The sequence below is a fragment of the Mesorhizobium sp. 113-3-3 genome, from assembly GCF_016756495.1.
Classification (GTDB): domain Bacteria; phylum Pseudomonadota; class Alphaproteobacteria; order Rhizobiales; family Rhizobiaceae; genus Mesorhizobium.
Window position 1 is genome coordinate 107,365 of sequence record NZ_AP023244.1, and the last position, 24,144, is coordinate 131,508.

23 protein-coding genes and 2 pseudogenes are annotated in these 24,144 nt (G+C 60.8%); 22 read left to right on the forward strand and 3 right to left on the reverse strand.

Annotation, left to right across the window (positions count from 1 at the left end; translation table 11 throughout):
- Positions 1–270: 270 nt before the first annotated feature.
- The 7 genes from JG746_RS34650 (at position 271) to JG746_RS34680 (ending at position 5,886) form a co-directional block, all read left to right on the forward strand.
- The gene (locus JG746_RS34650; RefSeq protein ID WP_199202369.1) at positions 271–597 is read left to right on the forward strand and encodes a hypothetical protein; all 327 of its coding nucleotides are present in this window, start codon (positions 271–273) and stop codon (positions 595–597) included.
- Positions 598–849: 252 nt separating this feature from the next.
- Positions 850–1,701, forward strand: coding sequence for a thermonuclease family protein (locus tag JG746_RS34655; protein ID WP_244731034.1), 852 nt, complete (start codon positions 850–852; stop codon positions 1,699–1,701).
- Positions 1,702–1,706: 5 nt separating this feature from the next.
- Positions 1,707–2,150, forward strand: a complete 444-nt coding sequence (locus JG746_RS34660) for a hypothetical protein (RefSeq protein ID WP_199202284.1) — start codon at positions 1,707–1,709, stop codon at positions 2,148–2,150.
- Positions 2,151–2,649: 499 nt separating this feature from the next.
- Positions 2,650–2,937, forward strand: a complete 288-nt coding sequence (locus JG746_RS34665) for a gamma-butyrobetaine hydroxylase-like domain-containing protein (protein WP_244731035.1) — start codon at positions 2,650–2,652, stop codon at positions 2,935–2,937.
- Between the two features lie 9 nt (positions 2,938–2,946).
- Entirely contained in the window at positions 2,947–4,683 is a 1,737-nt protein-coding gene (locus JG746_RS34670; protein WP_199202286.1) for a fumarate reductase/succinate dehydrogenase flavoprotein subunit, read from the forward strand.
- 11 nt (positions 4,684–4,694) lie between these two features.
- Complete coding sequence (locus JG746_RS34675; protein WP_031256548.1) at positions 4,695–4,928, forward strand: 4Fe-4S dicluster domain-containing protein; 234 nt, start codon at positions 4,695–4,697, stop codon at positions 4,926–4,928.
- A gap of 1 nt (position 4,929) precedes the next feature.
- On the forward strand, positions 4,930–5,886 hold the full coding sequence (locus JG746_RS34680) for a HEAT repeat domain-containing protein (protein WP_199202287.1): 957 nt from the start codon (positions 4,930–4,932) through the stop codon (positions 5,884–5,886).
- Between the two features lie 19 nt (positions 5,887–5,905).
- On the opposite strand, the gene JG746_RS34685 is transcribed toward JG746_RS34680, so the two are convergent.
- Positions 5,906–6,715, reverse strand: a complete 810-nt coding sequence (locus tag JG746_RS34685) for a Crp/Fnr family transcriptional regulator (protein ID WP_244731036.1) — start codon at positions 6,713–6,715, stop codon at positions 5,906–5,908.
- 325 nt (positions 6,716–7,040) lie between these two features.
- Here JG746_RS34685 and JG746_RS34690 point away from each other — a divergent pair, with 325 nt between their 5' ends.
- From JG746_RS34690 to JG746_RS34750, 13 genes are all read left to right on the forward strand, one after another.
- Positions 7,041–8,453, forward strand: a complete 1,413-nt coding sequence (locus JG746_RS34690) for an ABC transporter substrate-binding protein (RefSeq protein WP_199202288.1) — start codon at positions 7,041–7,043, stop codon at positions 8,451–8,453.
- 8 nt (positions 8,454–8,461) lie between these two features.
- Positions 8,462–9,244 (forward strand): ABC transporter permease, encoded by a 783-nt coding sequence (locus JG746_RS34695; protein WP_199202289.1) that lies wholly within the window; start codon positions 8,462–8,464, stop codon positions 9,242–9,244.
- Positions 9,241–10,071, forward strand: coding sequence for an ABC transporter ATP-binding protein (locus JG746_RS34700; RefSeq protein WP_199202290.1), 831 nt, complete (start codon positions 9,241–9,243; stop codon positions 10,069–10,071). Before JG746_RS34695 ends, JG746_RS34700 begins: the two co-directional genes overlap by 4 nt.
- 695 nt (positions 10,072–10,766) lie before the next feature.
- On the forward strand, positions 10,767–11,774 hold the full coding sequence (tauA, locus tag JG746_RS34705; protein ID WP_199202291.1) for a taurine ABC transporter substrate-binding protein: 1,008 nt from the start codon (positions 10,767–10,769) through the stop codon (positions 11,772–11,774).
- A 62-nt stretch (positions 11,775–11,836) separates the two neighbouring features.
- Positions 11,837–12,631, forward strand: coding sequence for a taurine ABC transporter ATP-binding protein (locus JG746_RS34710; protein ID WP_199202292.1), 795 nt, complete (start codon positions 11,837–11,839; stop codon positions 12,629–12,631).
- Positions 12,628–13,476 (forward strand): ABC transporter permease subunit, encoded by an 849-nt coding sequence (locus tag JG746_RS34715; protein WP_199202293.1) that lies wholly within the window; start codon positions 12,628–12,630, stop codon positions 13,474–13,476. The genes JG746_RS34710 and JG746_RS34715 overlap by 4 nt, the downstream gene beginning before the upstream one ends.
- Before the next feature lie 45 nt (positions 13,477–13,521).
- Positions 13,522–14,673, forward strand: a complete 1,152-nt coding sequence (gene ssuD / locus JG746_RS34720) for an FMNH2-dependent alkanesulfonate monooxygenase (RefSeq protein ID WP_199202294.1) — start codon at positions 13,522–13,524, stop codon at positions 14,671–14,673.
- A gap of 35 nt (positions 14,674–14,708) precedes the next feature.
- Positions 14,709–14,906, forward strand: coding sequence for a hypothetical protein (locus JG746_RS34725; protein WP_199202295.1), 198 nt, complete (start codon positions 14,709–14,711; stop codon positions 14,904–14,906).
- Between the two features lie 50 nt (positions 14,907–14,956).
- Entirely contained in the window at positions 14,957–16,072 is a 1,116-nt protein-coding gene (locus JG746_RS34730; RefSeq protein WP_199202340.1) for an alkene reductase, read from the forward strand.
- Positions 16,073–16,388: 316 nt separating this feature from the next.
- Entirely contained in the window at positions 16,389–16,676 is a 288-nt protein-coding gene (groES, locus tag JG746_RS34735) for a co-chaperone GroES (protein ID WP_199202341.1), read from the forward strand.
- Positions 16,677–16,794: 118 nt separating this feature from the next.
- Complete coding sequence (gene groL / locus JG746_RS34740; RefSeq protein WP_199202342.1) at positions 16,795–18,396, forward strand: chaperonin GroEL; 1,602 nt, start codon at positions 16,795–16,797, stop codon at positions 18,394–18,396.
- Positions 18,397–18,535: 139 nt separating this feature from the next.
- Positions 18,536–18,721 carry a hypothetical protein gene (locus JG746_RS34745; protein ID WP_199202296.1) on the forward strand — a complete coding sequence of 62 codons (186 nt, stop codon included), beginning with the start codon at positions 18,536–18,538 and terminating at the stop codon, positions 18,719–18,721.
- 397 nt (positions 18,722–19,118) lie between these two features.
- On the forward strand, positions 19,119–19,322 hold the full coding sequence (locus JG746_RS34750; protein WP_199202343.1) for a hypothetical protein: 204 nt from the start codon (positions 19,119–19,121) through the stop codon (positions 19,320–19,322).
- Between the two features lie 616 nt (positions 19,323–19,938).
- Here the strand turns inward: JG746_RS34750 and JG746_RS37425 are convergent.
- A pseudogene (locus JG746_RS37425) lies at positions 19,939–20,058 on the reverse strand (molybdate ABC transporter permease subunit); the annotation flags it as partial.
- A 47-nt stretch (positions 20,059–20,105) separates the two neighbouring features.
- Positions 20,106–21,134, reverse strand: a complete 1,029-nt coding sequence (locus tag JG746_RS34755) for a sulfate ABC transporter substrate-binding protein (RefSeq protein WP_199202297.1) — start codon at positions 21,132–21,134, stop codon at positions 20,106–20,108.
- A gap of 1,350 nt (positions 21,135–22,484) precedes the next feature.
- Between JG746_RS34755 and JG746_RS37955 the strand changes: the two are divergent.
- Positions 22,485–22,676, forward strand: a pseudogene (locus JG746_RS37955) (hypothetical protein); the annotation flags it as partial.
- A gap of 437 nt (positions 22,677–23,113) precedes the next feature.
- Entirely contained in the window at positions 23,114–24,136 is a 1,023-nt protein-coding gene (locus JG746_RS34760; RefSeq protein WP_199202344.1) for an amino acid ABC transporter substrate-binding protein, read from the forward strand.
- Positions 24,137–24,144 lie beyond the last annotated feature (8 nt).

The following is a 24,144-nucleotide window of genomic DNA, read 5'->3' on the forward strand; positions in this document are numbered from 1 at the left end:
CCTCGCTAGACCTGCTGGCTCTGCTGCCTAACTAATGTCGAAAAAATCTCAGGACGAAGGCACCCCCTATTTGGGATATGCGCACGTTCGACTTCGCTAATATAGTTTGTCCGCCCGCGCGACGCATCCAATTAGACTATGCGCTCGGCCTATGACGAGCGCGTAAAGGCGCAACAAGAAGGAAGCACCAACCGCAATCTGTCAGTCTCGCTCCGCCTATGGGGTTTCTGTCAATGCCAAAAGTGCATGCGCCAATCATTCGTTGCAGCCATGGCATTGGTGTCCAGCGCCATAGTAATCACCGCGGGGTTAGAGCAATCGTATCCAGCGCTTACGCTGGCGGTCGTCAGCCTCGCGAGCGCGGCGACGGCTCTGTGGATTATTCACATCGTCGTCTTCGGGCTGCGGGCGGCGACAACACCGACAGTGAAGAAAGGCCAGCCGATCGAACTGAGCGGCGACGTCCTTCGTGTCGATGAGAAGACAGTCACGGTGAACCTGTCCCCGCCGGTCACGGTGGACATCGGTGTGGTGCGGCTGGTGACGAGCTACGTGCCGCCAGCGAGAAAGAAACCACTCGTTGACAAGACGATCTGACAAATCCTAGCGCGCGCTGTCTCGTTTCTGAACCAAAATGCTGGCACCGGTTTTGCACCCGGAGTGATCGCCGGTACTCCTCCACCGGTCCCGTTCGGGGGGTCGTGTCGTCAATCTCGCCGGGTCATGGGCTTGGGGTTTGGGTCGGCCGGCCGAGTTTTCTTTCCGCGCGGCCGTCTTGGCGAAGCACATTACCACCTGCTTGTGCTCAATTTCTGCTGGGGGCATAGTACTGATGGGGGAGAGTGGGGCGTGGGGAAAGGCCAGCTTAACATAGGTGCCGACCAGGCTGACCGCTGGCGCAAGCGCAAAAGCACTGGACGGTGTCCAGAACGGCGCTTCAATGCGCCTACGCGGCTTGTCTTCGTAACTGTCGCCGCTGCCGCCGCTTTCGCCACTCAGTATCTCATTACGCACGGCTCAAGCTTGCCGTCGCCAATATTGACCTGGTTGGAACCTTTACCTCCACCCATGGGCGGGCGCGCTTCGGTCATCGATGGTGACACTATCGAGATTGCCGGCCAGCGCATTCGTTTCAACGGCATCGATGCGCCTGAGAGCCAGCAATATTGCGACGACGCCAAAGGTTTCGAATACCCCTGCGGTCGACAAGCTGCCCAGGCTCTGAACGAATTCCTGGCTGCATCGCGACCGCTTTATTGCAAATTTGTCGATCGTGACCGGTACGGCCGGCTCGTTGGCGACTGTTATCGAGCCGACCGTCAAAGTGTGCAGAAGTGGCTTGTCGACCAGGGCCTCGCTCTGGATTGGCCTCGCTATTCGAAGGGAGCATTCGCAGCCGAGCAAGCCTCCGCAAAGGCCGCACATCGCGGTCTCTGGCAGGGCCGATTTGACGAGCCTTGGGACTGGCGTGCGGCCAACGCCGACAAGGCAGAGACGGTCAGCCAGCAGTCGACAGGGTTCGGTCTTCTCGGCTCAGGTTGCAATATCAAAGGCAACATCTCGGCCCGAGGCGAGCGCATCTATCATCTGCCCGGGCAGAAATACTACGGCGTAACGAAGGTCACGGAGGCCAAGGGCGAGCGGTGGTTCTGCAGCGAAGCCGAAGCGCGAGCGGCCGGCTGGCGCCGGTCAAAACTCTGACGACAATGGATGCATCATCGTACCCGGGCGAAAATGCCAGAGCCTCGGACCTTCTGCGTCTTGCCAGCGAGTATCGCGCGGCGGCACATCACCTTCTGAAGCTCGGCCGGAAGGGCGAACCTACATCTCGCGCACCTTGCCGCCTCGTCGCGATCCATGCAATTGAACTATACCTCAACGCCCATCTCGCCGCTTCAGGAATGAGTCTGAAGCGAATACGCGGGCTACACCACGATTTAGCGCAACGGGCCCACCTTGCAGCCAGCTTCGGCCTAGTTCTTCGAAAACGCACTGCGGACCATTTGGCTAGACTGACGGGCGACCGCGAATATTTGGAAACGCGGTATGACCCCGATATGACCACGACCCAGGTCAATGATCTGATTGCGACGATGGATGAACTTGCGAAGAAAGTGGCGAATACCGCATTGGCGGTACCGCCAGAGTGAGGCCGATTTCGTACCGCGAAGTAGGCGCGCCAGTGACAGTTAAACGCTGTCCGGCACCAAATGTGGCTTGTGTCCGCCCCTAAGCACGGGCTGCACACGGCCATGCGTCCGCTCTCCGCTGATGTACGCTTTGTTCAAGACCACGACTTGAGCTGGGGTCTTCCAAGCACCGACTTGGCTGGTAAGGTTTGCCGGGGCGCGAACAATCGGGATGCACTAACGGCTGACACTGGAAAACTGCGCGCCTGTTGGGGGATTTAGCCCCACCGTCGACAGGAACGTCGCCCTGGTCGAAGGCTTTCTCAAGGGCAAGCGCTACGCCGATCTGGCGCAGGAACATGGCTTTTCGCCAACGAGGGTGCGCCAAATAGGCTGATCGGCTCGTGGGCGGCAGCAAGCCGGACCTATCGCCGGGTCAAAAAGCAAATGCAGGCAGGCAATTTATTGCGTGTCCACGTTCCGCTGTTCCCTAAGATGGGGCGAACCATCAGGGAACGACGTGATACCTCTTGAACTCAAGGTCAGTGCGGCGCGCAGCCTTCTCTCCGTTACATGGGATGACGGTGCGGTCTCGCTGATTCCGGCCTCCACGCTGCGGGCTCGCAGCCGCGCGGCACTGCAGGTGCGGGCGGACATCGAAGGTAACAACTGCTCGTTCGACACCGTCACGGTGACGAGTGCAGACGCGATCGGTTCCTATGCCATACGTGTGGTTTTCTCCGACGGGCACGACCGGGGCATCTATCCCTGGAGCTATTTGCGCGAAATCGCCGATTCTGCGGCGTGAGGAACGAGAATGGACAATTTTGTCGAAGGGCTGTCGGAAGTCATTTGCGATGTGCTGGTGATCGGCGGCGGCACGGCCGGACCGATGGCGGCGCTCAAAGCGAAGCAGAAAAATCCCGCTCTGAATGTCGTCCTGCTCGAAAAGGCCAATGTGAAGCGTTCCGGAGCTATCTGCATGGGCATGGACGGGCTGAACAACGCCGTCGTCCCGGGATATGCGACGCCCGAGCAGTACACCAAGGAGATCACGATCGCCAATGACGGCATTGTCGATCAGGCGCCGGTCTTCAAATATGCCTCGCGCTGCTATGACATCATCCAGGAACTTGACCGTTTCGGCATCCGTTTCCAGAAGAACGCCAATGGCGATTTCGACCTGAAGAAGGTCCACCATCTGGGAACCTATGTGCTGCCGATGCCCAATGGCGATACCGTCAAGAAGGCGCTCTACCGGCAGATCAGACGCGAAAGGATATTGGTCTCCAACCGCTTCATGGCAACGCGCCTGTTGACTGCCAACGACGGCAGGATCGCGGGCGCCATCGCTGTGAACACGCGCACGGCTGAATTCCTCGTGCTGCGTGCCAAGACCGTGATCCTGTGCATGGGCGCGGCGGGCCGGCTCGGATTGCCGCATTCCGGCTATCTCTTCGGAACCTATGAGAATCCGACCAATTCCGGAGACGGTTATGCCATGGCCTATCATGCGGGTGCCGCGCTCGCGAATCTCGAATGCTACCAGATCAATCCGCTGATCAAGGACTATAACGGCCCGGCTTGCGCTTACGTAGCCGGTCCGTTCGGAGCCTATACCGCCAACAGTGAAGGCAATCGCTTCATCGAAAGCGACTACTGGTCGGGACAGATGATGCAGGAATTCTACAACGAACTACAGTCGGGCAAGGGGCCAGTGTTCCTGAAGCTCAACCACCTTCATGCCGACACGGTCGGCGAGATCGAAGAGATCCTGCACAAGGTCGAGCGCCCGTCGCGCGGCAGGTTCCATCAGGCGCGGGGCACCGATTACCGCGAAAAGATGATCGAAATGCACATTTCCGAAATCGGCTTCTGTTCGGGTCACAGCGCGTCGGGCGTTTTCGTCGATGAATACGCCCGGACCACGGTGCCGGGCCTCTACGCCGCGGGCGACATGGCGAGTGTGCCCCACAACTATATGCTCGGCGCCTTCACCAACGGAGCCGTCGCCGGCGAGCACGCTGCCGAAGTCGCGCTGGAAACCAACCTTCCGGATTTCGACAGCGAGTTCGTCAAGGCGGAGCGCAAACGCGTGTTGGCGCCGACGCGGCGCCAGGACGGCATCCCGCCCAACCAGCTGGAATACAAGACCAGGCGGCTGGTCAACGACTATCTGCAGCCGCCCAAGGTGACGGCCAGGATGCAGATCGGCCAGGCGCGGCTCGCCGAGGTCAGGGATGATCTCGAAACCGCCCTTGTCGCACGCGACGCACATGAGCTGATGCGTTCGCTCGAAGTGTCGTCCATTCTCGACTGCGCCGACATGGCGGCGCATGCCTCGCTCTTCCGGACGGAGAGCCGCTGGGGGCTCTATCACAACCGCGTCGATTATCCCAAAAAGGATGACGACAACTGGTTCTGCCATACGCTTCTGCGCAAGGTCGACGGCCGCCTGGTTTCTGAGAAGCGGCCAATCCAACCCTACATCGTTCCGATCGAGAACGAGGAGCGGACAGCCTATGACCGTCTGCGCGTTTCCAATCAAGCCTGACGGGGAAAACCATGCCGCTTGCGCTTTCACCTACAACCGTTCCCGTCGTCGTGGACGAGGCAAAATGCATCGCCGACAAGGGCTGCACGGTCTGCGTCGATGTCTGCCCACTGGATGTCCTGCGCATCAGCGATCTCACTGGCAAAGCCTATATGAAATTCGACGAGTGCTGGTACTGCATGCCGTGCGAGAAGGATTGTCCGACCGGGGCTGTAACCGTCAACATCCCCTATCTGTTGCGCTGACATGACTGCATGCGATCCCTTCGAAGATTTTGGCGACATCGAGGAAATCGGCGAGCGTCTGAACGATGCAGACGCGGCTGTGCGACGGCTTGCCGTGATCGACCTTGCCGAGACGGCGAGCGCGGATGTGCTGCCGCATCTCCTGGCGGCAGTTGCCGACCCCGACGCGACAGTGCGTTTGCAGCTGGCGATCGCACTGTCCGAGTTCGACGCCGTTGAGGCGGCTGCGGGCCTTGCCCGCCTGGTGGCGGATGAGGATTTGACGGTGGCGCAGGCGGCAGCCGATAGCCTTGCTGAACTGAAGGATCCGGCGGCAGCTGAATCCATTCTGCCGCTCGTCAGTCATGGGCGCGCCTTCGTCCGGGCTGCGGGTTTTCGCGGGCTGAAAGCGTTGCGTTCGCGTGGGGCACTCGGCCCCGCTCTGGCGGCGATGCGGGATGAAGATGCCAATGTGCGCGCACAGGCGCTCGGCGTCGTTGCCTATCTCAAGCTGGAAGAGACCTTGCCGTCCCTCATCGCCGCGACGCGCGATGCCGATGCCACCGTTCGGTCCGTTGCGGTCAACGCCTTGTCCTTCACGAGCCAGCCCGCCGCAGCTGTCGCCGTGACGGCTGCCCTCGACGATGAGACCTGGCAGGTGCGGGCCGCGGCGGCGGAATCGCTCGGCCGTATCGGCCAGACCTCGGGGGTCGCCGGACTGATCGCCGGCCTTTCCGACGACTACTGGCAGGTTCGGCAAAAATGCCTGAATGCGCTTGGCAAGCTCAAGGCGCAATCGGCGGTACGGCAGATTTCCGAGCTGTTGACGAGCGACTTGGCTTCGCTGCGCAAGGAGTCCGCGGCGGCGCTTGGTGAAATCGCCGATCCATTGTCGCGGGATGCTCTCATGGCGCATATCGGCGATGCCGATCCGGACGTACGCAAGACCGTTCGCTGGGCGCTAACGCGGCTCGATTAGTGGAAGCCGAAGCGCCGTCTCACCCCGCCGCGCGCTTCGAAACCATTTCCATCAGGCTGTGAGGGCGCTCGATACGAATATGGCGCGGCGTCACCGTTACCAGCCCTTCCTTCTGGAAGCGCTTCATCATCATCGTCACCCATTGGCGTGTGGAGCCGACCATGGCCGCAATCTGGTCATGCGTCACCTTGGCATTGATGACGATTGCCCGTCCGTCGCGCACGCCATGAAGGTTACCGAGATTCATCAGGAACTGCGCCAGACGTTCGATCACCGAACGCGTGCCGAGCATCTGAGCCATCGCCGAATAGCATCTGCCTTTCGCGGCAAGCCCCTGCAGAAGGCAGAGGGCGAAATTCGGAAGCTCGACGACGAGCTTCCTCAACGCGTTGGCCGGTATGAACAGCATCCGGCATTCACTCAATGCTTCTCCCGACCAGATGTGGATTCCACCGCCGGTCATTTCGGGACCACCAATGAAATGCCCCGCTGTCCAGTAGGCCAGCGTGATTTCGCGTCCTGACGGTGCCGTGTAGAAGACGTGAACCTGGCCGCTTTCGATGATGGAAATGCCACCGTGCCTATCGCCCTGGGTGAAGATCGCCTGACCGGTCGCAAAAGCGAGACGTCGGCCATGGGCCCTAAGTTTCGCCCACTCGTCCGATGTCAGGGTATCGAGAAAATGCGCGCCGTCGTCGAGCCCTTCCACGCTTTCGCTGAGAAAAAGCGCACGATCGCCGGGAAGAACGACCTGCTCCGGCAGTTCGAGCACCGGCTGACGTTTCTTACGCTCAGCTTCGAAATTGGTCGAAAGCATTTCGAGGCTCATACCCGGCTCCTTGTACGTCGTGAAAACGCGTAAAAAGTATATAAATTTTATAGACAAAAAAGGAATGGATTTGCGCCGTTCATGCCTGACTTAGATGATTCTTGTCTCAATTTCGAACGGCGCCAGCGTAACCTTTTGTTTTAGCAAGAGGAATTTGAAATCGCCGCGGACTCCGGCGATCGAAATTGGCTCCGAAAGCGTGCAAGTAATTGCTTATGCCTTCAGTTCGGCCATCACATAAAATTGCGGGACAGCGGTTTGGCAATCGCCACTGGGTCAGCAAATCAGCCGCCGAATGCCGGCATCAAGTCACGAGGTAAAACCCATGAATTTTCGCACACACTTGGCTGCCCTTGCCCTTGTGGCGGCCGGATTCGCTTCTGCCGCGGATGCCGAAACCATCCGCGTGGCGATCGGCACGCAGGACACCACAATCAATACCGCCACGGGCGGATTGCTGATCCGTGAGTTGAAGCTGCTCGACAAATACCTGCCGCACGACGGCAAGTATAAGGATGTCACCTATGATATTCAGTGGAAGAACTTCACGAGCGGCGCGCCGATCACCAATGAGCAGATCGCCGGAAAGCTTGATTTCGGCGTGATGGCGGATTTCCCCGGCTCGTTCAACGGTCTCGCCCATATCAAGGCCGGAAGAAGGAGCTTGTTCATCACCGTGCTGTCGGGCAGCGTGAACGGCAGCGGCAACGGCATTGTGGTACCGACCGCTTCGCCCATCCAGTCGCTCTCGGAGCTCAAGGGCAAGACCATCTCCGTTCCATTCGCATCGACCTCGCACGGCATGCTGCTGCGGGCCGTCAAGGCGCAGGGCTGGGACGCCGAAAGCGACGTGAAGATCATCACCCAGGCGCCTGAAGTTGCCGGCTCGGCCCTCCAGGCAAACCAGATCGACGCGCATGCCGATTTTGTCCCATTTGCCGAGCTCTTCCCCTGGCGCGGCTTCGCCCGCAAGATCTATGACGGATCGCAGGCAAAGACGCCTACTTTCCACGGTGCTCTGGTCGATGCCAACTATGCCGAAAAATATCCCGAGATCGTTGTTGCCTATCTTCGCGCCGCAATCGAGGCCGATCAGTTGATCGCCAAGGAGCCGGAGAAATACAGTGAGCTGATCGCCAAGGTGACGGGCGTCGAAGCCGAGGTCGAATACCTATTCCATGGACCGCTCGGGCTTCAGACCCGGGATCTCACGTGGAAGCCGGAATACCGCCAGGCTGTCGCCACTGCGATCGACACCTTGAGGCTCCTGAAAAAGACCGACCAGTCGCTCGACGTGAACAGCTTTGTCGATGACCGGTTCATCAAGGCCGCATTCAAGGCGTCTGGGCTCGACTATGATGCCTCGCTCAAGAACTATGCCCAGCTGCCTTTGAATGCCAAGGATGCTGCCACCGGTGAAGCGATCAGCGATCCCAAGCGCGTTGCTGAGATCTGGGTCCAGGGTGAGCCGCTCGTCCGACACTATGCGTCGCCGCAGAACGCATTCAAAGCGCTCAAGGCCATCGAAGGTGAGGGCAAGCCGGTCCGGGTGTTTTATGCGCAGGACCGTGAAAGCGGTATCAAGCTGCTCGGCAATCAGGCCTGGTTCGTGCGTGCCGACGGCGGCGAAGTCAGCGCCTTCCTGCTGAAGGAAACCGCCGCGAAATGGGCCAGGGATCATGGTGGCAAGGTGCTGGATTTCGCTGCCGCCAAGGCCTCGATCATGGCCAGCAATTGAGGCTGGCAATGCCGCGTTTCCACCTTGGGCGCTGGTTGCGCCGGGCCGGATCCGTCGCCATCTGCCTCATTCTCTGGCAGATGGCATCGAGCCTCAGACTGAATCTCGGTATTGTCACGTTCGAGAATGTGCCATTGCCGGTTGATGTCGTGTCGGCAGCGTTGGATTTCCTGCGCTCGCCCAAGTTCTTTGCCCATATTTCGAGCAGCCTGGAAAGGGTTCTGGCCGGCTTTGGCATCGCCGCCGTGATCGGTATCGGCCTCGGCCTCGTCATCGGTCGCTCGCGGTGGCTCGGAGATTTCCTGCAAGCCCCGCTCGAGCTCCTGCGGCCGATCCCGGCCGTCGCCTGGATTCCGCTTGCGGTTCTGATGTTTTCGTCGTCGGAACTCTCGATGATTTTCATCACCTTCACGGGCGCGTTGTTTCCGATCCTGCTCAACACCGTCCATGGCGTGGAAAGCGTCGATCCAAGGCTGATCGCGGCTGCGCGCAGCCTGGGGAGCACCCGGACCGCGATGCTGTTGGAAGTCATTATTCCAGGTGCGGCGCCGAACATCGTCACGGGCCTGGTCATCGGCATGGGCACGTCCTGGTTTTGTCTCGTCACCGCCGAGATGATCGCCGGCCAGTTCGGTATCGGTTACTACACCTGGGAATCCTACACGCTGCAAAACTATCCTGAAATCATCGTCGGCATGATCCTGATTGGGTTGTTCGGCATGGGAAGCAGCGCCCTCTTGCGAGCGGCAGGGGCGGCACTTCTTCCATGGCACACGAAGGACACCAAATGACGACCCATCAGCGCAGCTTTCGCGCGGCAACGGGCCGTATCGAGGCCAATCATGTTTCGATCCGGCTGGGTCGCGGCAGCAGTGCGTTCGAAGCCGTCAGTGATGCGAGCTTCGAAGTCTCCCCAGGCGAATTCGTCTGTCTTCTGGGGCCATCCGGCTGCGGGAAGTCGACGCTGCTCGGCGCCTTGGCGGGACATATCAAGCCAGCTGCCGGCGTCCTTTCGGTCGACGGACAGCCCGTAAAAGACCCCCATCCGGAACGCGGCATCGTTTTCCAGCACCACACGCTCTTTCCGTGGAAGAATGCGCGCGACAACGTCGCTTTCGGCCTCAAGATGCGCGGCGTCAAGCGCCGGCAGCGGCGCCTCGAGGCGGAGAAAATGCTCGATCTCGTCGGTCTGAACGGCTTTGCTGGGCGCTATCCCGGCCAGTTGTCCGGCGGCATGCAGCAACGCGTCGAGATCGCGCGTGTTCTCGTCAACCAGCCACGGCTGCTGCTGATGGATGAGCCCTTCGGGGCGCTTGACGCCCTCACACGGCTTCGAATGCAGGAATTGCTGCTCGATATCTGGGAGCAATTCCGCAAGACAATCCTATTCGTCACCCATGATATCGACGAAGCCCTGCTGCTCGCCGACCGGATCATCGTCATGCAGGCACAGCCCGGCCGGATCCACCAGGAAATCACCGTGCCTTTCGAGAGGCCGCGCATGACCGAGATCATCGCCTCGGGCGAGTTCATGCGCCTGAAACAGCATTGCCTGCATCTTCTTCACAGTGACAGGCGAGGGGATACTTTGCCCCGGCTTTCTCCCTTGGGCTTGTGACAGGTCCCGAGGCCGTTGGATGTAGTGCAATTGGCAAAAAAGGCAGTGATCAGCAAGTGGCGGCCCGGTTCCTGACCAGCGGCGTCGATGTGAGGACCGCCGGCCACAGCCAAATCGGGTCTGGAACCGAATTCCTGCCGCGTTGCGGGGCAACGCAGTTGAGCATCATGGCTGTGCCCCCTTCGCCTCGACCAGCTTGACCGTGTGCAGCGCCCGGTTCGCCGGTCGATCTCGCTTTTCTTGCCGCACGCCCAGATCCAGGGCCCATCGAGGACTATTGATCGGGCATAGTGCGGGCGGGAGCGGTCACGGTTTCCAGGGCATGTCTATACGGAGATCCCCGCTCTACGGGCCACGGCCAGACACTCGTCCACCATATCCATCGCGCCGTCGATCTCCAGCAAGCTTCCGTATCGTGGAACGGCGGACAAGGCATTATGAAATGCCCCCGGCCGCCTACCTCGAGCAATCAAAGACGCTTCTTCGAGCCAATCCGTGCGGCGGTAAGCACTACGCATTTTTTGCGTGTGAATATCGCAGGGCGACAGCCCAGCCCGGTTTCTTTTTCAATCGCGAGCAGGTTTTCGGAATTTCATTCCTGTCTAAGTCTATAAGTTAAGTGGATTTTAATCCAACGCTCTTGGCCTGAGCGGGCAATCGAGGGGTTTGCCCTCTGTTCAAAAGGATTAAATGCCATGCGAAAACTGATTTCCGCTGCCCTTGTCGGGCTTGCCCTGGCGGCCAGCTCCGCCGCAGCGCTTGCCGCCGACAAGAAAGTCGTCATCGCCTACCAGACCGGCGCCAATCCCTACAATCTGGGCATCGCCAATGGCGATCTTGCCAAGAAGACCGGCTGGGACATCGAATTCCGCCGCTTCAATTCCGGCGCCGACATCTTCGCCGCCATCGCATCCGGCGACGTCCAGATCGGCGATGTCGGATCGAGCCCGTTCGCAGCCGCCGTCAGCAGGGGCATCGACGTGAAGGCGTTCTACATCTCGTCAGTCTCTCGTGACGGCGAAGCCCTGGTGGTGCGGCCCGAGATCAAGTCGCCGGCCGACCTGCGGGGCAAGAAGCTCGCCGCAGCACCCGTCTCGACCGACCATTACCAGCTTCTTGCCGTACTCAAGCAGGAAGGTATCACGGAGAAGGAAACCCAGGTCATCGCCATTCCTCAGCCCGAAATCGTCGCGGCCTGGAAGCGCGGTGACATCGATGGCGCCTTCGTCTGGGATCCGGCACTCTCCGAACTCAAGAAGAACGGCAAGGTTCTGCTCACAGCCGGCCAGGTCGCCGATCGTGGCGCTCCGACCTTCAGCGCACTTGTCGTGACCGGCGATTTCGCCAAGGCCAATCCCGACTTCCTCGGCCAGTATGTCCGGCTGATCGATGGCTACAACACTGCCTATTTGAGCAATCCGGCCGCCTGGGGACCGGACTCCGAGAGCGCCAAGGCGATCGCCAAATTGCAGGGCGGTACGGCGGCCGAGAATTCGGAGCAGCTGAAGACGACGGTTGTTCCGCCGCTCGACGAGCAGGTTTCCGATAAATGGCTGGGCGGTGGTGACAAGAGCGCCGTCGCGAAAATCCTCAAGGACACCGCGGGCTTCCTGAAGGACCAGAAGAAGATCACCGCCATCAAGGACAGTTACGCAGCGGCCGCTGATCCGCAATATGCGGAAGCTGCCAAGGCCTCGAACTAGAAATCCCTGAATGACATTCGGTCCGGCTGGCATCCTTGTCAGCCGGACTGCCTGGAGGCCTTATGCTTCGAATTCGCGACGCCAGCGTCACCTTCCCGGCCTCGGACGGCCAGGAAGTACACGCGCTTGATCATGTCTCGCTCGACATCGCTCCGGATTCCATCGTCGTCGCGGTTGGTGCCTCCGGATGCGGCAAGTCGACATTGCTCAACGCGACCGCCGGCTTCCTGCCGCTCAGCGAAGGCTCGATCACACTTGATGGAAAGGAGATCGTCGGTCCCGGTGGCGATCGTGGTGTCGTGTTCCAGAAGGATACGTTGCTCCCCTGGGCCAATGTCCTGGACAACGTCGCTCTCGGCCTGAAATACCGGGGCGTGCCGCGCGGCGAACGCCATGGGCGATCAAGGCGCCTGCTGGAACTGGTCGGGCTAGCCGATTTCGCCGAAAAGCCGCCCTACGAACTCTCCGGCGGCATGCGTCAGCGCGTCGGCATCGCGCGGGCGCTGGCCACCGATCCGAAGATCCTGCTGATGGACGAGCCGTTCGGCGCCCTCGACAGCCTGACGCGCGAGACGATGCAGCAGCTTCTCGCCTCGGTATGGGCCAAGACCGGCAAGCAGATCCTGTTCATCACCCATTCCATCGAGGAAGCCCTCACGCTCGGCACGACCATCGTTGTGATGTCGCCCCGGCCGGGCCGCATCGTCGCCCGGTTCGATGCCGATTTCGTCCGCGAGTTTTCGGAGCGCGGCGACATCGGGCCGATCCAGTCCCATCCGCGCTTCATCGAACTTCGGCAGGAAATCCGCTCGCTCATCCACCAGCCGGAAGGCGCCCGCACAGGAACCTTGCAATGACGCTCGCCGCCAATTCCCCTACGTCATTTTCGTCTTCTGCGGCCCAGCGCGCGCCGTCTCCCAAGCCGCGCCGGCCGGCGGCGACAAGCACGCTCGGCATTAGCCTGGTCACACTGGCTGCGCTGATCGCATTGTGGTTCCTCGCCGCGCATTTCGAATGGGCGTCGCCGTTGTTCCTGCCGTCGCCGGCCGAGGTGCTGACCCAATTCAGCGCCGTCTGGGCCGATGGCTATGCCAACGGCACGCTGCTTGACCACACGCTTGCCAGCCTTGGCCGTATCGCCGCAGCGCTCGGCGTCGGCATCTTCCTGGGCATTCCGCTCGGCCTGCTGATGGGACTAAATCGCTGGGTCAAGGGTATCTTCAGCGTGCCGATCGATCTCTATTGGGGCCTGCCGCCGCTGGCCTACCTGCCGCTGCTGATCATCTGGCTGGGCATCGGCGAGACTTCCAAGATCGTGCTCCTGTCGCTGTCAACCTTTGCACCGATCTGCTTTGCCGCACAGGCCGGTGTCCGGTCAGTGCCGGCTGAACGCATCTATGCCGCGCTGTCGCTCGGCGCCAGCCGGCTGCAACTGTTCACCAGCATCATCCTGCCGTCCGCACTGCCGGAAATCATGACCGGCCTGAAGATTGCCATCGGTGCCGGCTTGTCGACGCTGGTCGCGGCCGAGCTGATCGCGGCCCAGTCAGGCCTTGGCTACATGATCATGTCGGCGGCCAATTTCCTCGCCACCGACGTGGTCTTCGTCGGCCTCATCGTCATCGCCATCCTTGCCTTTGCCTTCACCAGCGGCATGCGCTGGCTGGAGCACCGTCTCATCCCCTGGAAGGGCAAGCTCTGACGCATTGCCTGCCCGCACAGTCCACATCGCTGAAGGAACAATCCGATGCCCAGCAAGCCGCTCGACCTCTACTGGTACCTGCCGACGCATGGCGATGGACCGTATCTCGGCACCGACGAGCGGCACCGCCCGGCAACCTTCGGCTATCTCAAGGAGATCGCCCAGGCCGCCGACCGGCTTGGCTTCAAGGGCGTGCTGCTGCCCACCGGGACGCGGTGTGAGGACGCCTGGATCGTGGCGGCCGGGCTGATCCCGCTCACCGAACGGCTGAAGTTCCTCGTGGCGCTTCGGCCAGGCAGCGGAACACCGGCCCTGTTTGCGCGTCATGCCGCCACCCTGGATCGCATCTCCGGCGGCCGCGTCCTGCTCAACGTCGTCACCGGGGCGGATCCAGCCGACCTCGCCGGCGACGGCAACAAGCTCAGCCATGACGAGCGCTATGCGCAAACCGACGAGTTCCTGACCATTTGGCGGCGGATCCTTTCAGGTGAGCCGGCGGATTTCGAGGGCAAGTACCTTTCTGCCCACGGCACCGACATTTCCTTCCCGCCGGTTCAGCAACCCCATCCGCCACTCTGGTTCGGAGGCTCTTCCGACGCCGGCATTGCAATCGCCGCCAAGCATGTGGACGCCTATCTGAGCTGGGGCGAACCGGTGGACCAGCTTGCCGAGAAGATCGATCGCGTGAGGAAAGCAACGGCTGCACAAGGCCGCACGATCCGTTTCGGCCTTCGCATTCATCTGGTCGTACGCGAAACGGAGGATGAGGCCTGGGCTGCCGCTGACCGGCTGATCAGCCACGTCACCGACGACCTGATCGCCGAAGCCCAGAACGGATTTGTCCACATCTCGGAATCCGTTGGGCAGAAGCGCATGTCGGCACTTCATCAGGGCCGGCGCGACCGGCTGGTTGTCGGTCCGAATCTGTGGGCTGGACCTGGGCTGGTGCGTGGCGGCGCGGGAACAGCTCTGGTCGGCAATCCCGAAAATGTTGCCGCGCGCATTCGCGAGTATCAGGAGATCGGCATCGAAACGATCATCGCGTCCGGCTACCCGCATCTGGAAGAGGCATTCAATGTCGCCGAACTGCTTTTCCCCAAACTCGGACTGAGCGGCGAGGGTGCACCTGCGGAGCGCAGCTGGGATGTCGAGTTCGGGCGCGGTACACGCCCCAAGGTGGCCGCGTCCGCTTCGTGACGTCTGCCGGCGGCAGACAGGAAGGAAGGAAGCAATTGAATGAGCTGATCGTTGTCGATGAGGCGAGCTCTATACCGCTGGCCGAACATGGTGGCCATGTCGTCCAGCCTGAGGAACGGGCGAAATGGGAGGAGAGCGCGCGTGGTGTCTGGACGGATTTCGCCGGCATTGTCGGCGGAGCCGACAAGATCGAGCAATCCGGAAAATCGCCTAGCGCTTCCAACACTCCATAAGGCGGGTTTGGACCAGAGCCGTACCCACCATCTCCATGAAAGGTATTTCCATGACTACGCTGTTCGATCCTATCAAGGTCGGTGACCTGACCCTTGCCAATCGCGTCGTCCTGGCGCCGCTGACGCGCAACCGTTCGCCGAATGCCGTGCCGCGAGACCTGGCCGTCACCTATTACGCACAGCGCGCCACGGCAGGGCTGCTCATCACGGAAGCGACGGCGATCACGCATCAGGGGCAGGGCTATGCTGATGTGCCTGGCCTCTACGCGCCTGAGCAGCTTGCGGGCTGGCGCAAAGTGACGGACGCCGTCCATACGGCAGGCGGAAAGATCGTGGTGCAGCTCTGGCATGTCGGCCGAATCTCCCACAATTCGCTGCAGCCCGGCGGCGGCAAGCCGGTCGCGCCGTCGGCAATCCGCGCCAAATCCAAGACCTATCTGATCGATCCGGAAGGCAGCGGCGTTTTTGCCGAAACGTCTGAGCCGCGTGCGCTCGAACGGGACGAATTGCCTGGCATTGTCGAGGACTTTCGGCGTGCCGCGAAATCGGCGGTAGAAGATGCCGGCTTCGACGGTGTCGAGATTCACGGCGCCAACGGTTATCTGCTCGACCAGTTCTTGCGCTCCGGAAGCAATCACCGCACCGACGAGTATGGCGGATCGATCGAGAACCGCGCGCGCTTCCCGTTCGAGGTGGTGGATGCGGTCGTCAGGCAAGTCGGTGCGGACAGGACCGGCATCCGCCTTTCACCGGTCACGCCCGGTAACGATGCATTCGATCCCGATCCCCAGCCATTGTTCGAGCATGTCGTCAGGCGGCTTGCCGACTATGGGCTTGCCTATGTCCACGTCATAGAAGGTGCGACGGGCGGAGCACGGGATTTTCAGCAAGGCGAGCGGCCGTTCGATTATGCATCGTTCAAGGCCGCCTATCGCGACGCTGGCGGCAAAGGCGCCTGGCTGGTCAACAATGGTTACGACGCGAAGCTCGCCGAGGCGGCAATCGCGGAAGGGCGCGCTGACCTGGTGGCCTTCGGCAAGCTCTTCCTTGCCAATCCGGATCTCGTCCGCAGGCTCCGGGAAGGAGCCGATCTCAACACGCCAGACAAGGCCACCTTCTATGGCGGCGGCGCCAGAGGTTACATCGACTATCCGGCATTGGCGTGAACGCGATCGCACCGGCGCCGAGGGCGGTGCCTGCGCCTGCTGCCAAAGCGGGATCTTGAGCAAAGCCTCAAGATCCCGGCATCTTCCGACGATGTCGGTTGGCGGCCAGAAATGAGTACCCGAGATTTGGTACGCAAAATCCCGGACCAATCGACTTTCAGAAATACATCCTACTCCCGACTTGATCAAAGAAATTGCCGGCTTTGAGAGCCTGTCGGTCCATCCGCTAAAGTCCGCTTGGCACTCTGGAAAGTCGAGCGCCAGCAACGTTGAGCGGAAGCCAACAGCATTCATGACGCCACAGGAGATAGGTTTTATGAGTTTCAGACCGTTATACGATCGGGTGGTGATCCGCCGGCTTGAGAGTGACGAGAAGACCAAGGGTGGGATCATCATTCCGGACACAGCCAAGGAAAAGCCACAGGAAGGTAAGGTCGTGTCTGTCGGCCCCGGCGCGCGCGATGAATCGGGCAAGTTGGTGCCGCTCGACGTCAAGGCGGGCGACAAGGTGCTGTTCGGCAAATGGTCAGGCACTGAAGTCAAGATCGCCGGCGAGGACCTGCTGATCGTCAAGGAATCCGACATTCTCGGGATCATCGCCTGACGCCTCACTTCGGTAACCCCAAGAGGTTTCCGAAGGTCGTATGCCATTTTCATCAATTCCGGAACGTGCCGCGCCTGCGTGAATGATGCGCGCCGCTTCGCAAGACAGGACATTCAACATGGCTGCCAAGGACGTAAAATTCTCCACCGATGCCCGTGACCGCCTTCTGCGGGGCGTCGACATTCTCGCCAACGCCGTCAAGGTGACGCTTGGCCCAAAGGGCCGCAACGTGGTTATCGACAAGTCGTTTGGCGCGCCGCGCATCACCAAGGATGGCGTCACCGTGGCCAAGGAGATCGAACTTGAGGACAAGTTCGAGAACATCGGCGCCCAGCTCGTTCGCGAGGTCGCTTCCAAGACCAACGACCTCGCCGGCGATGGCACCACCACTGCAACGGTTCTCGCCCAGGCGATTGTCAAGGAAGGGGCGAAGTTCGTCGCTGCCGGGCTCAACCCTCAGGATCTCAAGCGCGGCATAGACCTGGCGGTAGCCACCGCTATCAAGGACATCCGCAAGCGTGCCCGAAAGGTCGCTTCGTCCGACGAGGTCGCGCAGGTCGGAACGATCTCGGCCAATGGAGAGGCTGAGATCGGCAAGATCATCGCAACCGCCGTCGAGAAGGTCGGCAATGAGGGCGTCATCACGGTCGAGGAAGCCAAGAGCTTCGAGACCGAACTCGACGTGGTCGAGGGACTGCAGTTCGACCGTGGGTATCTCAGCCCCTATTTCGTCACCAATGCCGACAAGCTGGTCGTAGAATTCGACGATCCCTATGTGCTGATCTTCGAAAAGAAACTCTCCTCGCTGCAACCGCTGCTGCCGATCCTGGAAGCCGTGGTGCAAACCTCCAAGCCGCTCCTCATTATCGCCGAGGACGTCGACGGCGAGGCGCTGGCCACGCTCGTCGTCAACAAGCTGCGCGGCGGCCTGAAGATCGCCGCGGTCAAGGCTCCGGGCTTTGGTGATCGCCGCAAGGCACTCCTTGAGGACATTGCCATCGTCACTGGCGGGCAAGTGATCTCGGAAGACCTCGGCATCAAGCTGGAAAATGTCACCCTGGCGCAGCTTGGTCGCACCAAGAGGATCCGCATCGACAAGGAAAACACGATTGTGGTCGACGGCGCCGGCAAGACGCAGATCGAAGAAACCACGTCGGACTACGACAAGGAGAAGCTGCAAGAGCGTCTCGCCAAGCTCGCCGGCGGCGTTGCCGTCATTCGCGTCGGCGGTGCGACCGAAGTTGAAGTGAAGGAAAAGAAGGACCGTGTCGACGACGCGCTGAACGCGACCCGCGCGGCTATCGAGGAGGGCGTCGTGCCGGGCGGCGGTGTCGCACTCTTGCGCGCCAAGACTGCCGTCCATGGGCTAAAGAACGACAACGAGGACATCCAGGCGGGTATCAGCATCGTGCTGAAGGCGCTTGAGGCCCCAGTCCGCCAGATCGCCGAGAATGCCGGCGTCGAAGGATCGATCGTCGTCGGCAAGATCCTCGAAAACAAGTCGCTGACATTCGGCTTCGACGCGCAGAACGAGACCTATGTCGACTTGCTGCAGGCAGGCATTCTCGATCCGGCCAAGGTCGTGCTTACCGCGCTGCAGGACGCAGCGTCGATCGCTGGCCTGTTGGTGACGACCGAGGCCCTGATCGCCGACGCTCCGGCCAAGAATAGGCCGGCGCTGCCCGCTGGCGGCGCCGGTGGCGGTGGCCTGGACTTTTGATCCACCCACATCCCCGGCAACCGCACCGCTCGCGCACCTCGCGCGGGCGGTGCATGTATGCTGGGGCGCTTTGGATGACGACGACACTATGTCGATTTGCCGGGCATGGGGCAGAGCCCGGCGCAATGGTATAGCCAATATGGATGATATGCTGGCAGCAGTGGTCGACGTCATGCAGCGCGAGGTCAAGGACGGCGCTTTCTCATCGCAGGCACTTCGGTTGGGGCGTATCTTGCGCGGTGTGCTGGCGCGACTTGGCGAGCGGATCGACGGCGTCCTTTTGAGGGCGCTTCTCATCGTCACGGTCATTTGGAGAGAACGGTGAAGATTCCCGAGGGGTTTGCAGCTGCATCATCGAAAACACGAGACATATGGCGCGACCGAGAACTGTAGTTTGATACAATCTCCAATTGGTAGACTCGGCCGAAGCACCGGCAGTTAGTTCAGCGTCGGGCCAATAGGAGGGAGAAGGCCGCAATGGGAGGAGCAACGATGTCCGTGCAACAAGAAGACTATCGGACGAACAGAGCCGACTATGCGATTGCCGCCAAGCGTGGAGCGGATGGCATTTGCGACGAACTCCTAGCAAGAAAAAAGATGTCGCTGTGGCTAGGAGATCGGCGATCCGCCAAATTGGCCGCAAACCCGTCGGAAAGCTGGCCAGGACCAAAAACCACACCGCGCGGTTACTATCGCGGCTCCTGAAAGCGCTGGAAGTCACCATGGCTTCGACCACAGCGTTGATCTGGTATCTGGTGATCGCCGGTCCGCAGGGGGGATTGGTCGTGCTGCCCAGCAGCTTCGACACGCGTGAACAATGCGCTGCCGCCATCACCGAATATCAGAAGCAGCCAACGCCGGCCGGGTGGTCGCTACAGTGCGTGCCGAGCGCATCACCTTTTGGCGACAATGGGTCGGCGGAGTAGGTCAAGACCTCTTGGCCGCTTCGTGCGAAAAAAGGCATCATTGAAAGACAAGTTCCGACGATCCGACCTCTGTTAAACGACCTCTTAAAGCCCGCACCAAGGCAGAGAAGCCGGGGCCGGCCGGGCCTGAACGCCTACGTGCTGTTTCGCTAGCCTCGCATTTTTCCACTTCGGCGTGATCGTCACTGTCGGTCATTGCAGGCGACATTAACCACTTGCGCCGACAAGGCGGAGCCAAAACCAATGTGCACGGTTACCTGCATGGAACATTGCCAACACAGATTCTACTGCCACATTGAAGCCGGTGGAACGTGGGGCGTTTGGGACCGCATCGCCAATAGGCCGGCGAGGTTGGGAGGACGCGATCTCCTCGGTTGCACATTCCAGCGAGCTGAGGTTGCCGAAGGCGTTCTGAGGCGCATTTACGACAACGGATTGGAAGCGCTCGGTGCTCGCATAGCTGGGATAGCGCTCTAACGCTCTCGCTCGGCCTTGCCGTAAGTTGGTTTCCAGTCGCGGTTCCGCTCCCGCTGCTGGCCTTCGTAATCGCTGGTGGGTGAGTGGCTGGACCGGGTCCGCGAGTTTCAATCCTTCAGGCGATAGGCCCGTCGACCGCTGCGGCCGAGCGCCAGACCAGCCCAGACAAGGGGATGAGGATGATGAGCGTGAGGTAGGCAAGCGAGAAGCCGAGCGTCAATCCGAAACCCGGAATGACACTCGGCTGCCTGAACCGCCACCCCGCTGCGCGGGTGCTGTGGTCGTATTGTCCTGATCTAGATTAGCTCACTGGGCCGGCTTGTAGATCTGGTCGAATATACCACCATCGCCGAAATGATAAGGCTGCGCTTTCTTCCAGCCGCCGAAAAGTGGATCGTCGATGGTGATCAGCTTGATCGGCGGCAGCTTGGCGAGCTCCTCGGGCGGAACCAGTTCGGGCTTGGAAGGCCGATAGTGGTTCTTGGCGATGATGGTCTGGCCTTCCTTCGAATAGAGGTAGCTCAGATAGGCCTCGGCAACCTTGCGTGTGCCCTTGGCGTCGACATTGGCGTCGACCACGGCCACCGGCGGCTCGGCCAGGATCGAGGTCGGCGGATAGACGATGTCGAAATTGTCGGCGCCAAATTCGTCGAGCGCCAGGTAGGCATCGTTTTCCCAGGCGATCAGCACGTCGCCCAGGCCTTTTTGCGCGAAGGTCACAGTCGAGCCGCGCGCGCCGGTGTCGAGCACCGGAGCATTGGCGTAGAGCTTGCTGACGAATTCCTTGGTCTTGGCCTCGTCGCCGCCGTCGTTGGCGTTGGCGTAGGCCCAGGCGGCCAGGTAGTTCCAGCGCGCGCCACCGGAGGTCTTGGGGTTCGGTGTGATCACCTGCACACCATCCTTCACCAGGTCGCCCCAGTCATGGATGCCCTTGGGGTTGCCCTTGCGCACCAGGAAGATGATGGTCGAGGTGTAGGGCGCTGAATTGTTTTCGAATTTCTTGCGCCAGTCTGGATTGATCTTCTTCGACTTGGACACGATGGCGTTGATGTCGCCTTCGAGCGCCAGCGTCACCACATCGGCGTCGAGGCCGTCGATCACGGCGCGAGCCTGGGCGCCCGAGCCGCCATGCGACTGCTGGATGGTCACGGTCTCGCCGGTCTCAGTCTTCCAGTGCGCGGCGAAGGCCTCGTCATAGGCTTTGTAGAGTTCACGTGTCGGGTCGTAGGACACGTTGAGAATGGTGGTATCGGCGAACGCGAAACCGAGCGTGCCGAACTGGACAGATGTGGCGACCAGCGCGCCGAGCAGTTTCTTGAAATGAGGTTTGGTCATTTCCGCCTCCGTTGATGACGGCCGAACTCTACCGAATTGATAGAATTTAGATGCATTCAATGTTGCCTTTTTTGGCCTCCTGGAGCAATTTTTCGCCGATCGTTATTCCTCTCTGGGAAATGGTTTCCCCATATTAGCAATACCGACTCCGCGCCGGTTCGACGTTATCTAAGCGGGTCGCGCCCGCAGGAGATGTCGGCCGGCGGCTCACCCGGCGGTGCCGGGCAAGTCGAAGCGTTGCTTTGGAAACGGCTCGTCTTCCAGGGTGGAGTGCCACCATTCGCGCGCAATAGCCGGCACCATCCGGCTGCCAACTCACGATGCACCGCCGGCCGATGCCGACGGCGGCTTGCCGTTGGCCAGCCAGCGGAAGGGCGCGCGTCCGCCTTGCAGCTGCACCAGCGGGGGGAGCATCGTCCGAATTGGTGCCGAGATGGACACGCGCGCCGTCGGGCGGAAAGATGATCGTCAGCGCCGGTTTGGTCGCTATCGCCCGCACCAGACCGTCGGCGCCGGCACCAAAGCGCGCCAGTGATTACTGGCAACTTGTCGCGTTTGGGACGGCGCACGCCGGTCGACCGTCTCGGCAATGGCACGGTGGTGAGGCCCGAGCGGACGAAGCCTTCGAACAGGATCGGCGCCGTCGAGACATAACCGGAGAGGCCGGGCACCGCGCCGACGTCGGCGCGGCCCACCAGCGTTCGAGGGTCAGAAAGCTGCCTTCGAGACGGACAAGGTGCGAAGAGGCTAACCATTTCTTTACCCCCAGCCCGCATCTTCACCGTGCGCTTTGTACTGAGTGCGCGTCTCAGGTGACAGGGTGGGGAGAAGTCCCCACCCATCCTGTCTGAACCGAGCACGCCGCCGCCGAGAGTCTTCTACGCCGAAGTCCTGAACTGCGTGGACTGAGCAAAGCCGCACTCGCGTTCATCCGGAAACGATCGCATTCCACGCGACGATGATCAGGACAAGTCCCCCCAGACATTGAATAGCCTTGTGATCGCATCCACGAACGACGGAGAGCGTAAAGGCCACCCCCCCAGCATCATCGTCACCGCGAAGGCGACACCTGCCTGCGGGACGCCGCGCATAATAGCGAACGTCATTACGTACAGTCTCAGTGGGCAGGGGATCAGATCCGCCATGAAGCGGACCATCGAGCCTACACGGCTGCCGTGGCGATCGTGCTCCCCGCGAAAGGCCTGCCGGAGCATCGGGAGCCCAATCACGCCAAGCAGGCCCCGGCTTGCGCAAGCGGTTCAGTTGCTTCCAGCGACACGATCCGGTGCCATTCTGGATCGATGCGGTGACGAAATATGAGTTGGCTGGAGGAGGGTAGTCCGCCTAGAGGGCTATCTGCGCGCCAACGTTAAATCGTGTGGTGACGCCGCCTGCCGGCGTCGAGCGGATTTGGGTTGCCTTCTTCTTCAGCGCGTGGATGTCGTCACCAATGTCCTGAAAAGCCGACTGCGTTCACACCCCGACGTGGCACGCCGCCACTCCTCTCGAGACCGGAGCAGCGCGCTCGCGAGGGTTCTATAATGCAACGCACGAATTTTTGCCCATTTATATGCTTTTTTGGAACTACATTCGTCGCCAAGGCTGTGAAACAAGATCAAACAGGCAAAATCGTCCGGCGGTTTCCTTCCATTCCCCGGACGGTGTTCCCTCTGAAGGTTTGACCCTTCTTTTGGCCGGGCCGCATTCGAGCCCGGCCTTTTTTGTCCGGGGCTCCTTGTTCGGCGCTGTCTGGAACGCGTTTTCCCTAGGGTCAATCATTCGGAAACAACACGGTTTGCCTTCGCCGCCGATGTGCACTTTCGCAGCAATCTGCTTTCCGGACAGGCAAAAAATTGGATTGCCGTTCCTTAGTCTACAAAAATTATAGAGTTAACTTCGAGGCAGTCGAACAGGGCGGGGGACGTCCGCCATCGGCTGACAACGATAAACATCAGGAGTTGACTGACATGACGATTGCAATGCGGCCTGGCGCCGGTTGGAGGACGGCACTGGCGACGACGCTGGTGGTGGCGGCAGGACTGTTCTCGACCGCGACCTTTGCCGGCCCGACACTCGACAAGATCAAGGAGCGCGGCTCCATCAAAGTGGGCGTCGGCACGACACCCGGCTTTTTCTCGCCAGACAGCAACGGTCGCTGGCAAGGTTTCTTCGTCGACTACGGTCGCGCGCTTTCGATCACCGTCTTCGGTGATCCGGACAAGGTGGAGTTCACCAATTCCTCGCCGCAGCAGCGTCTGCCCGCGCTCCAGGCCGGTGAATTCGACGTGCTGCTGTCAGGCGTCACCGTGACGATCGCGCGAGCCTTCCAGCTCGGTTTCCATTTTGGCCCGACGGTCTTCTATGACGGTCAGGGCATCCTGGTTCGCAAGGACCTCGGCGTCACCAAGGCCGCCGACCTCGATGGCGCCACGATTGGCGTGCAGAGCGGGACGACAGGCGAACTGAACATCGCCGACTTCTTCCGCAAGACCGGCAAGAAGTTCACGCCGGTGACGATCGAGGACACCGGTCAATTCATCAATGCGCTGGAGACAGGTCGCGTCGACGCCATCACGCAGGATTCGTCCGATCTCGTCGGCAAGCGCACGCAGCTGAAGAAGCCTGATGACTATATCATCCTGCCCGAGCGACTGTCGAAGGAGCCGCTCGCACCGGCGATCGCCGGCGGCGACGACCGCTGGCTCGAGATCGTCAACTGGACGGTCAACGCGACCATCCAGGCCGAGGAATGGGGCATCACCAGCAAGAATGTCGACGACTTCCTCGAGTCGCCAGACCCGGCCATACAGCGCTTTCTCGGCGTCGACCCGTCGCTCGCCCAGGCGATCGGCCTCGATCCGAAATGGGCTTACAACATCATCAAGACCGTCGGCAATTACGGCGAAATCTATGACCGGAATTTGAAGACGCTCGGCTGGGAGCGTGGCTACAACAGCCTGTGGACCAATGGCGGTCTGCTCTATTCGCCGCCGTTCCGCTAAGAAACTTC

What these genes read in the sequence shown, in the direction of transcription:
- JG746_RS34690 (WP_199202288.1), top strand. Translation starts at nt 7,041, where the DNA reads ATGAATTTTCGCACACACTTGGCTGCCCTTGCCCTTGTGGCGGCCGGA.
- JG746_RS34760 (WP_199202344.1), top strand. Translation starts at nt 23,114, where the DNA reads ATGCGGCCTGGCGCCGGTTGGAGGACGGCACTGGCGACGACGCTGGTG.
- JG746_RS34745 (WP_199202296.1), top strand. Translation starts at nt 18,536, where the DNA reads ATGGATGATATGCTGGCAGCAGTGGTCGACGTCATGCAGCGCGAGGTC.
- groL (WP_199202342.1), top strand. Translation starts at nt 16,795, where the DNA reads ATGGCTGCCAAGGACGTAAAATTCTCCACCGATGCCCGTGACCGCCTT.
- JG746_RS34660 (WP_199202284.1), top strand. Translation starts at nt 1,707, where the DNA reads ATGGATGCATCATCGTACCCGGGCGAAAATGCCAGAGCCTCGGACCTT.
- JG746_RS34675 (WP_031256548.1), top strand. Translation starts at nt 4,695, where the DNA reads ATGCCGCTTGCGCTTTCACCTACAACCGTTCCCGTCGTCGTGGACGAG.
- JG746_RS34695 (WP_199202289.1), top strand. Translation starts at nt 8,462, where the DNA reads ATGCCGCGTTTCCACCTTGGGCGCTGGTTGCGCCGGGCCGGATCCGTC.
- JG746_RS34710 (WP_199202292.1), top strand. Translation starts at nt 11,837, where the DNA reads ATGCTTCGAATTCGCGACGCCAGCGTCACCTTCCCGGCCTCGGACGGC.
- JG746_RS34715 (WP_199202293.1), top strand. Translation starts at nt 12,628, where the DNA reads ATGACGCTCGCCGCCAATTCCCCTACGTCATTTTCGTCTTCTGCGGCC.
- JG746_RS34680 (WP_199202287.1), top strand. Translation starts at nt 4,930, where the DNA reads ATGACTGCATGCGATCCCTTCGAAGATTTTGGCGACATCGAGGAAATC.
- JG746_RS34700 (WP_199202290.1), top strand. Translation starts at nt 9,241, where the DNA reads ATGACGACCCATCAGCGCAGCTTTCGCGCGGCAACGGGCCGTATCGAG.
- JG746_RS34730 (WP_199202340.1), top strand. Translation starts at nt 14,957, where the DNA reads ATGACTACGCTGTTCGATCCTATCAAGGTCGGTGACCTGACCCTTGCC.
- ssuD (WP_199202294.1), top strand. Translation starts at nt 13,522, where the DNA reads ATGCCCAGCAAGCCGCTCGACCTCTACTGGTACCTGCCGACGCATGGC.
- JG746_RS34650 (WP_199202369.1), top strand. Translation starts at nt 271, where the DNA reads ATGGCATTGGTGTCCAGCGCCATAGTAATCACCGCGGGGTTAGAGCAA.
- JG746_RS34670 (WP_199202286.1), top strand. Translation starts at nt 2,947, where the DNA reads ATGGACAATTTTGTCGAAGGGCTGTCGGAAGTCATTTGCGATGTGCTG.
- groES (WP_199202341.1), top strand. Translation starts at nt 16,389, where the DNA reads ATGAGTTTCAGACCGTTATACGATCGGGTGGTGATCCGCCGGCTTGAG.
- JG746_RS34750 (WP_199202343.1), top strand. Translation starts at nt 19,119, where the DNA reads ATGGCTTCGACCACAGCGTTGATCTGGTATCTGGTGATCGCCGGTCCG.
- tauA (WP_199202291.1), top strand. Translation starts at nt 10,767, where the DNA reads ATGCGAAAACTGATTTCCGCTGCCCTTGTCGGGCTTGCCCTGGCGGCC.
- JG746_RS34755 (WP_199202297.1), bottom strand. Translation starts at nt 21,134, where the DNA reads ATGACCAAACCTCATTTCAAGAAACTGCTCGGCGCGCTGGTCGCCACA.
- JG746_RS34685 (WP_244731036.1), bottom strand. Translation starts at nt 6,715, where the DNA reads ATGAGCCTCGAAATGCTTTCGACCAATTTCGAAGCTGAGCGTAAGAAA.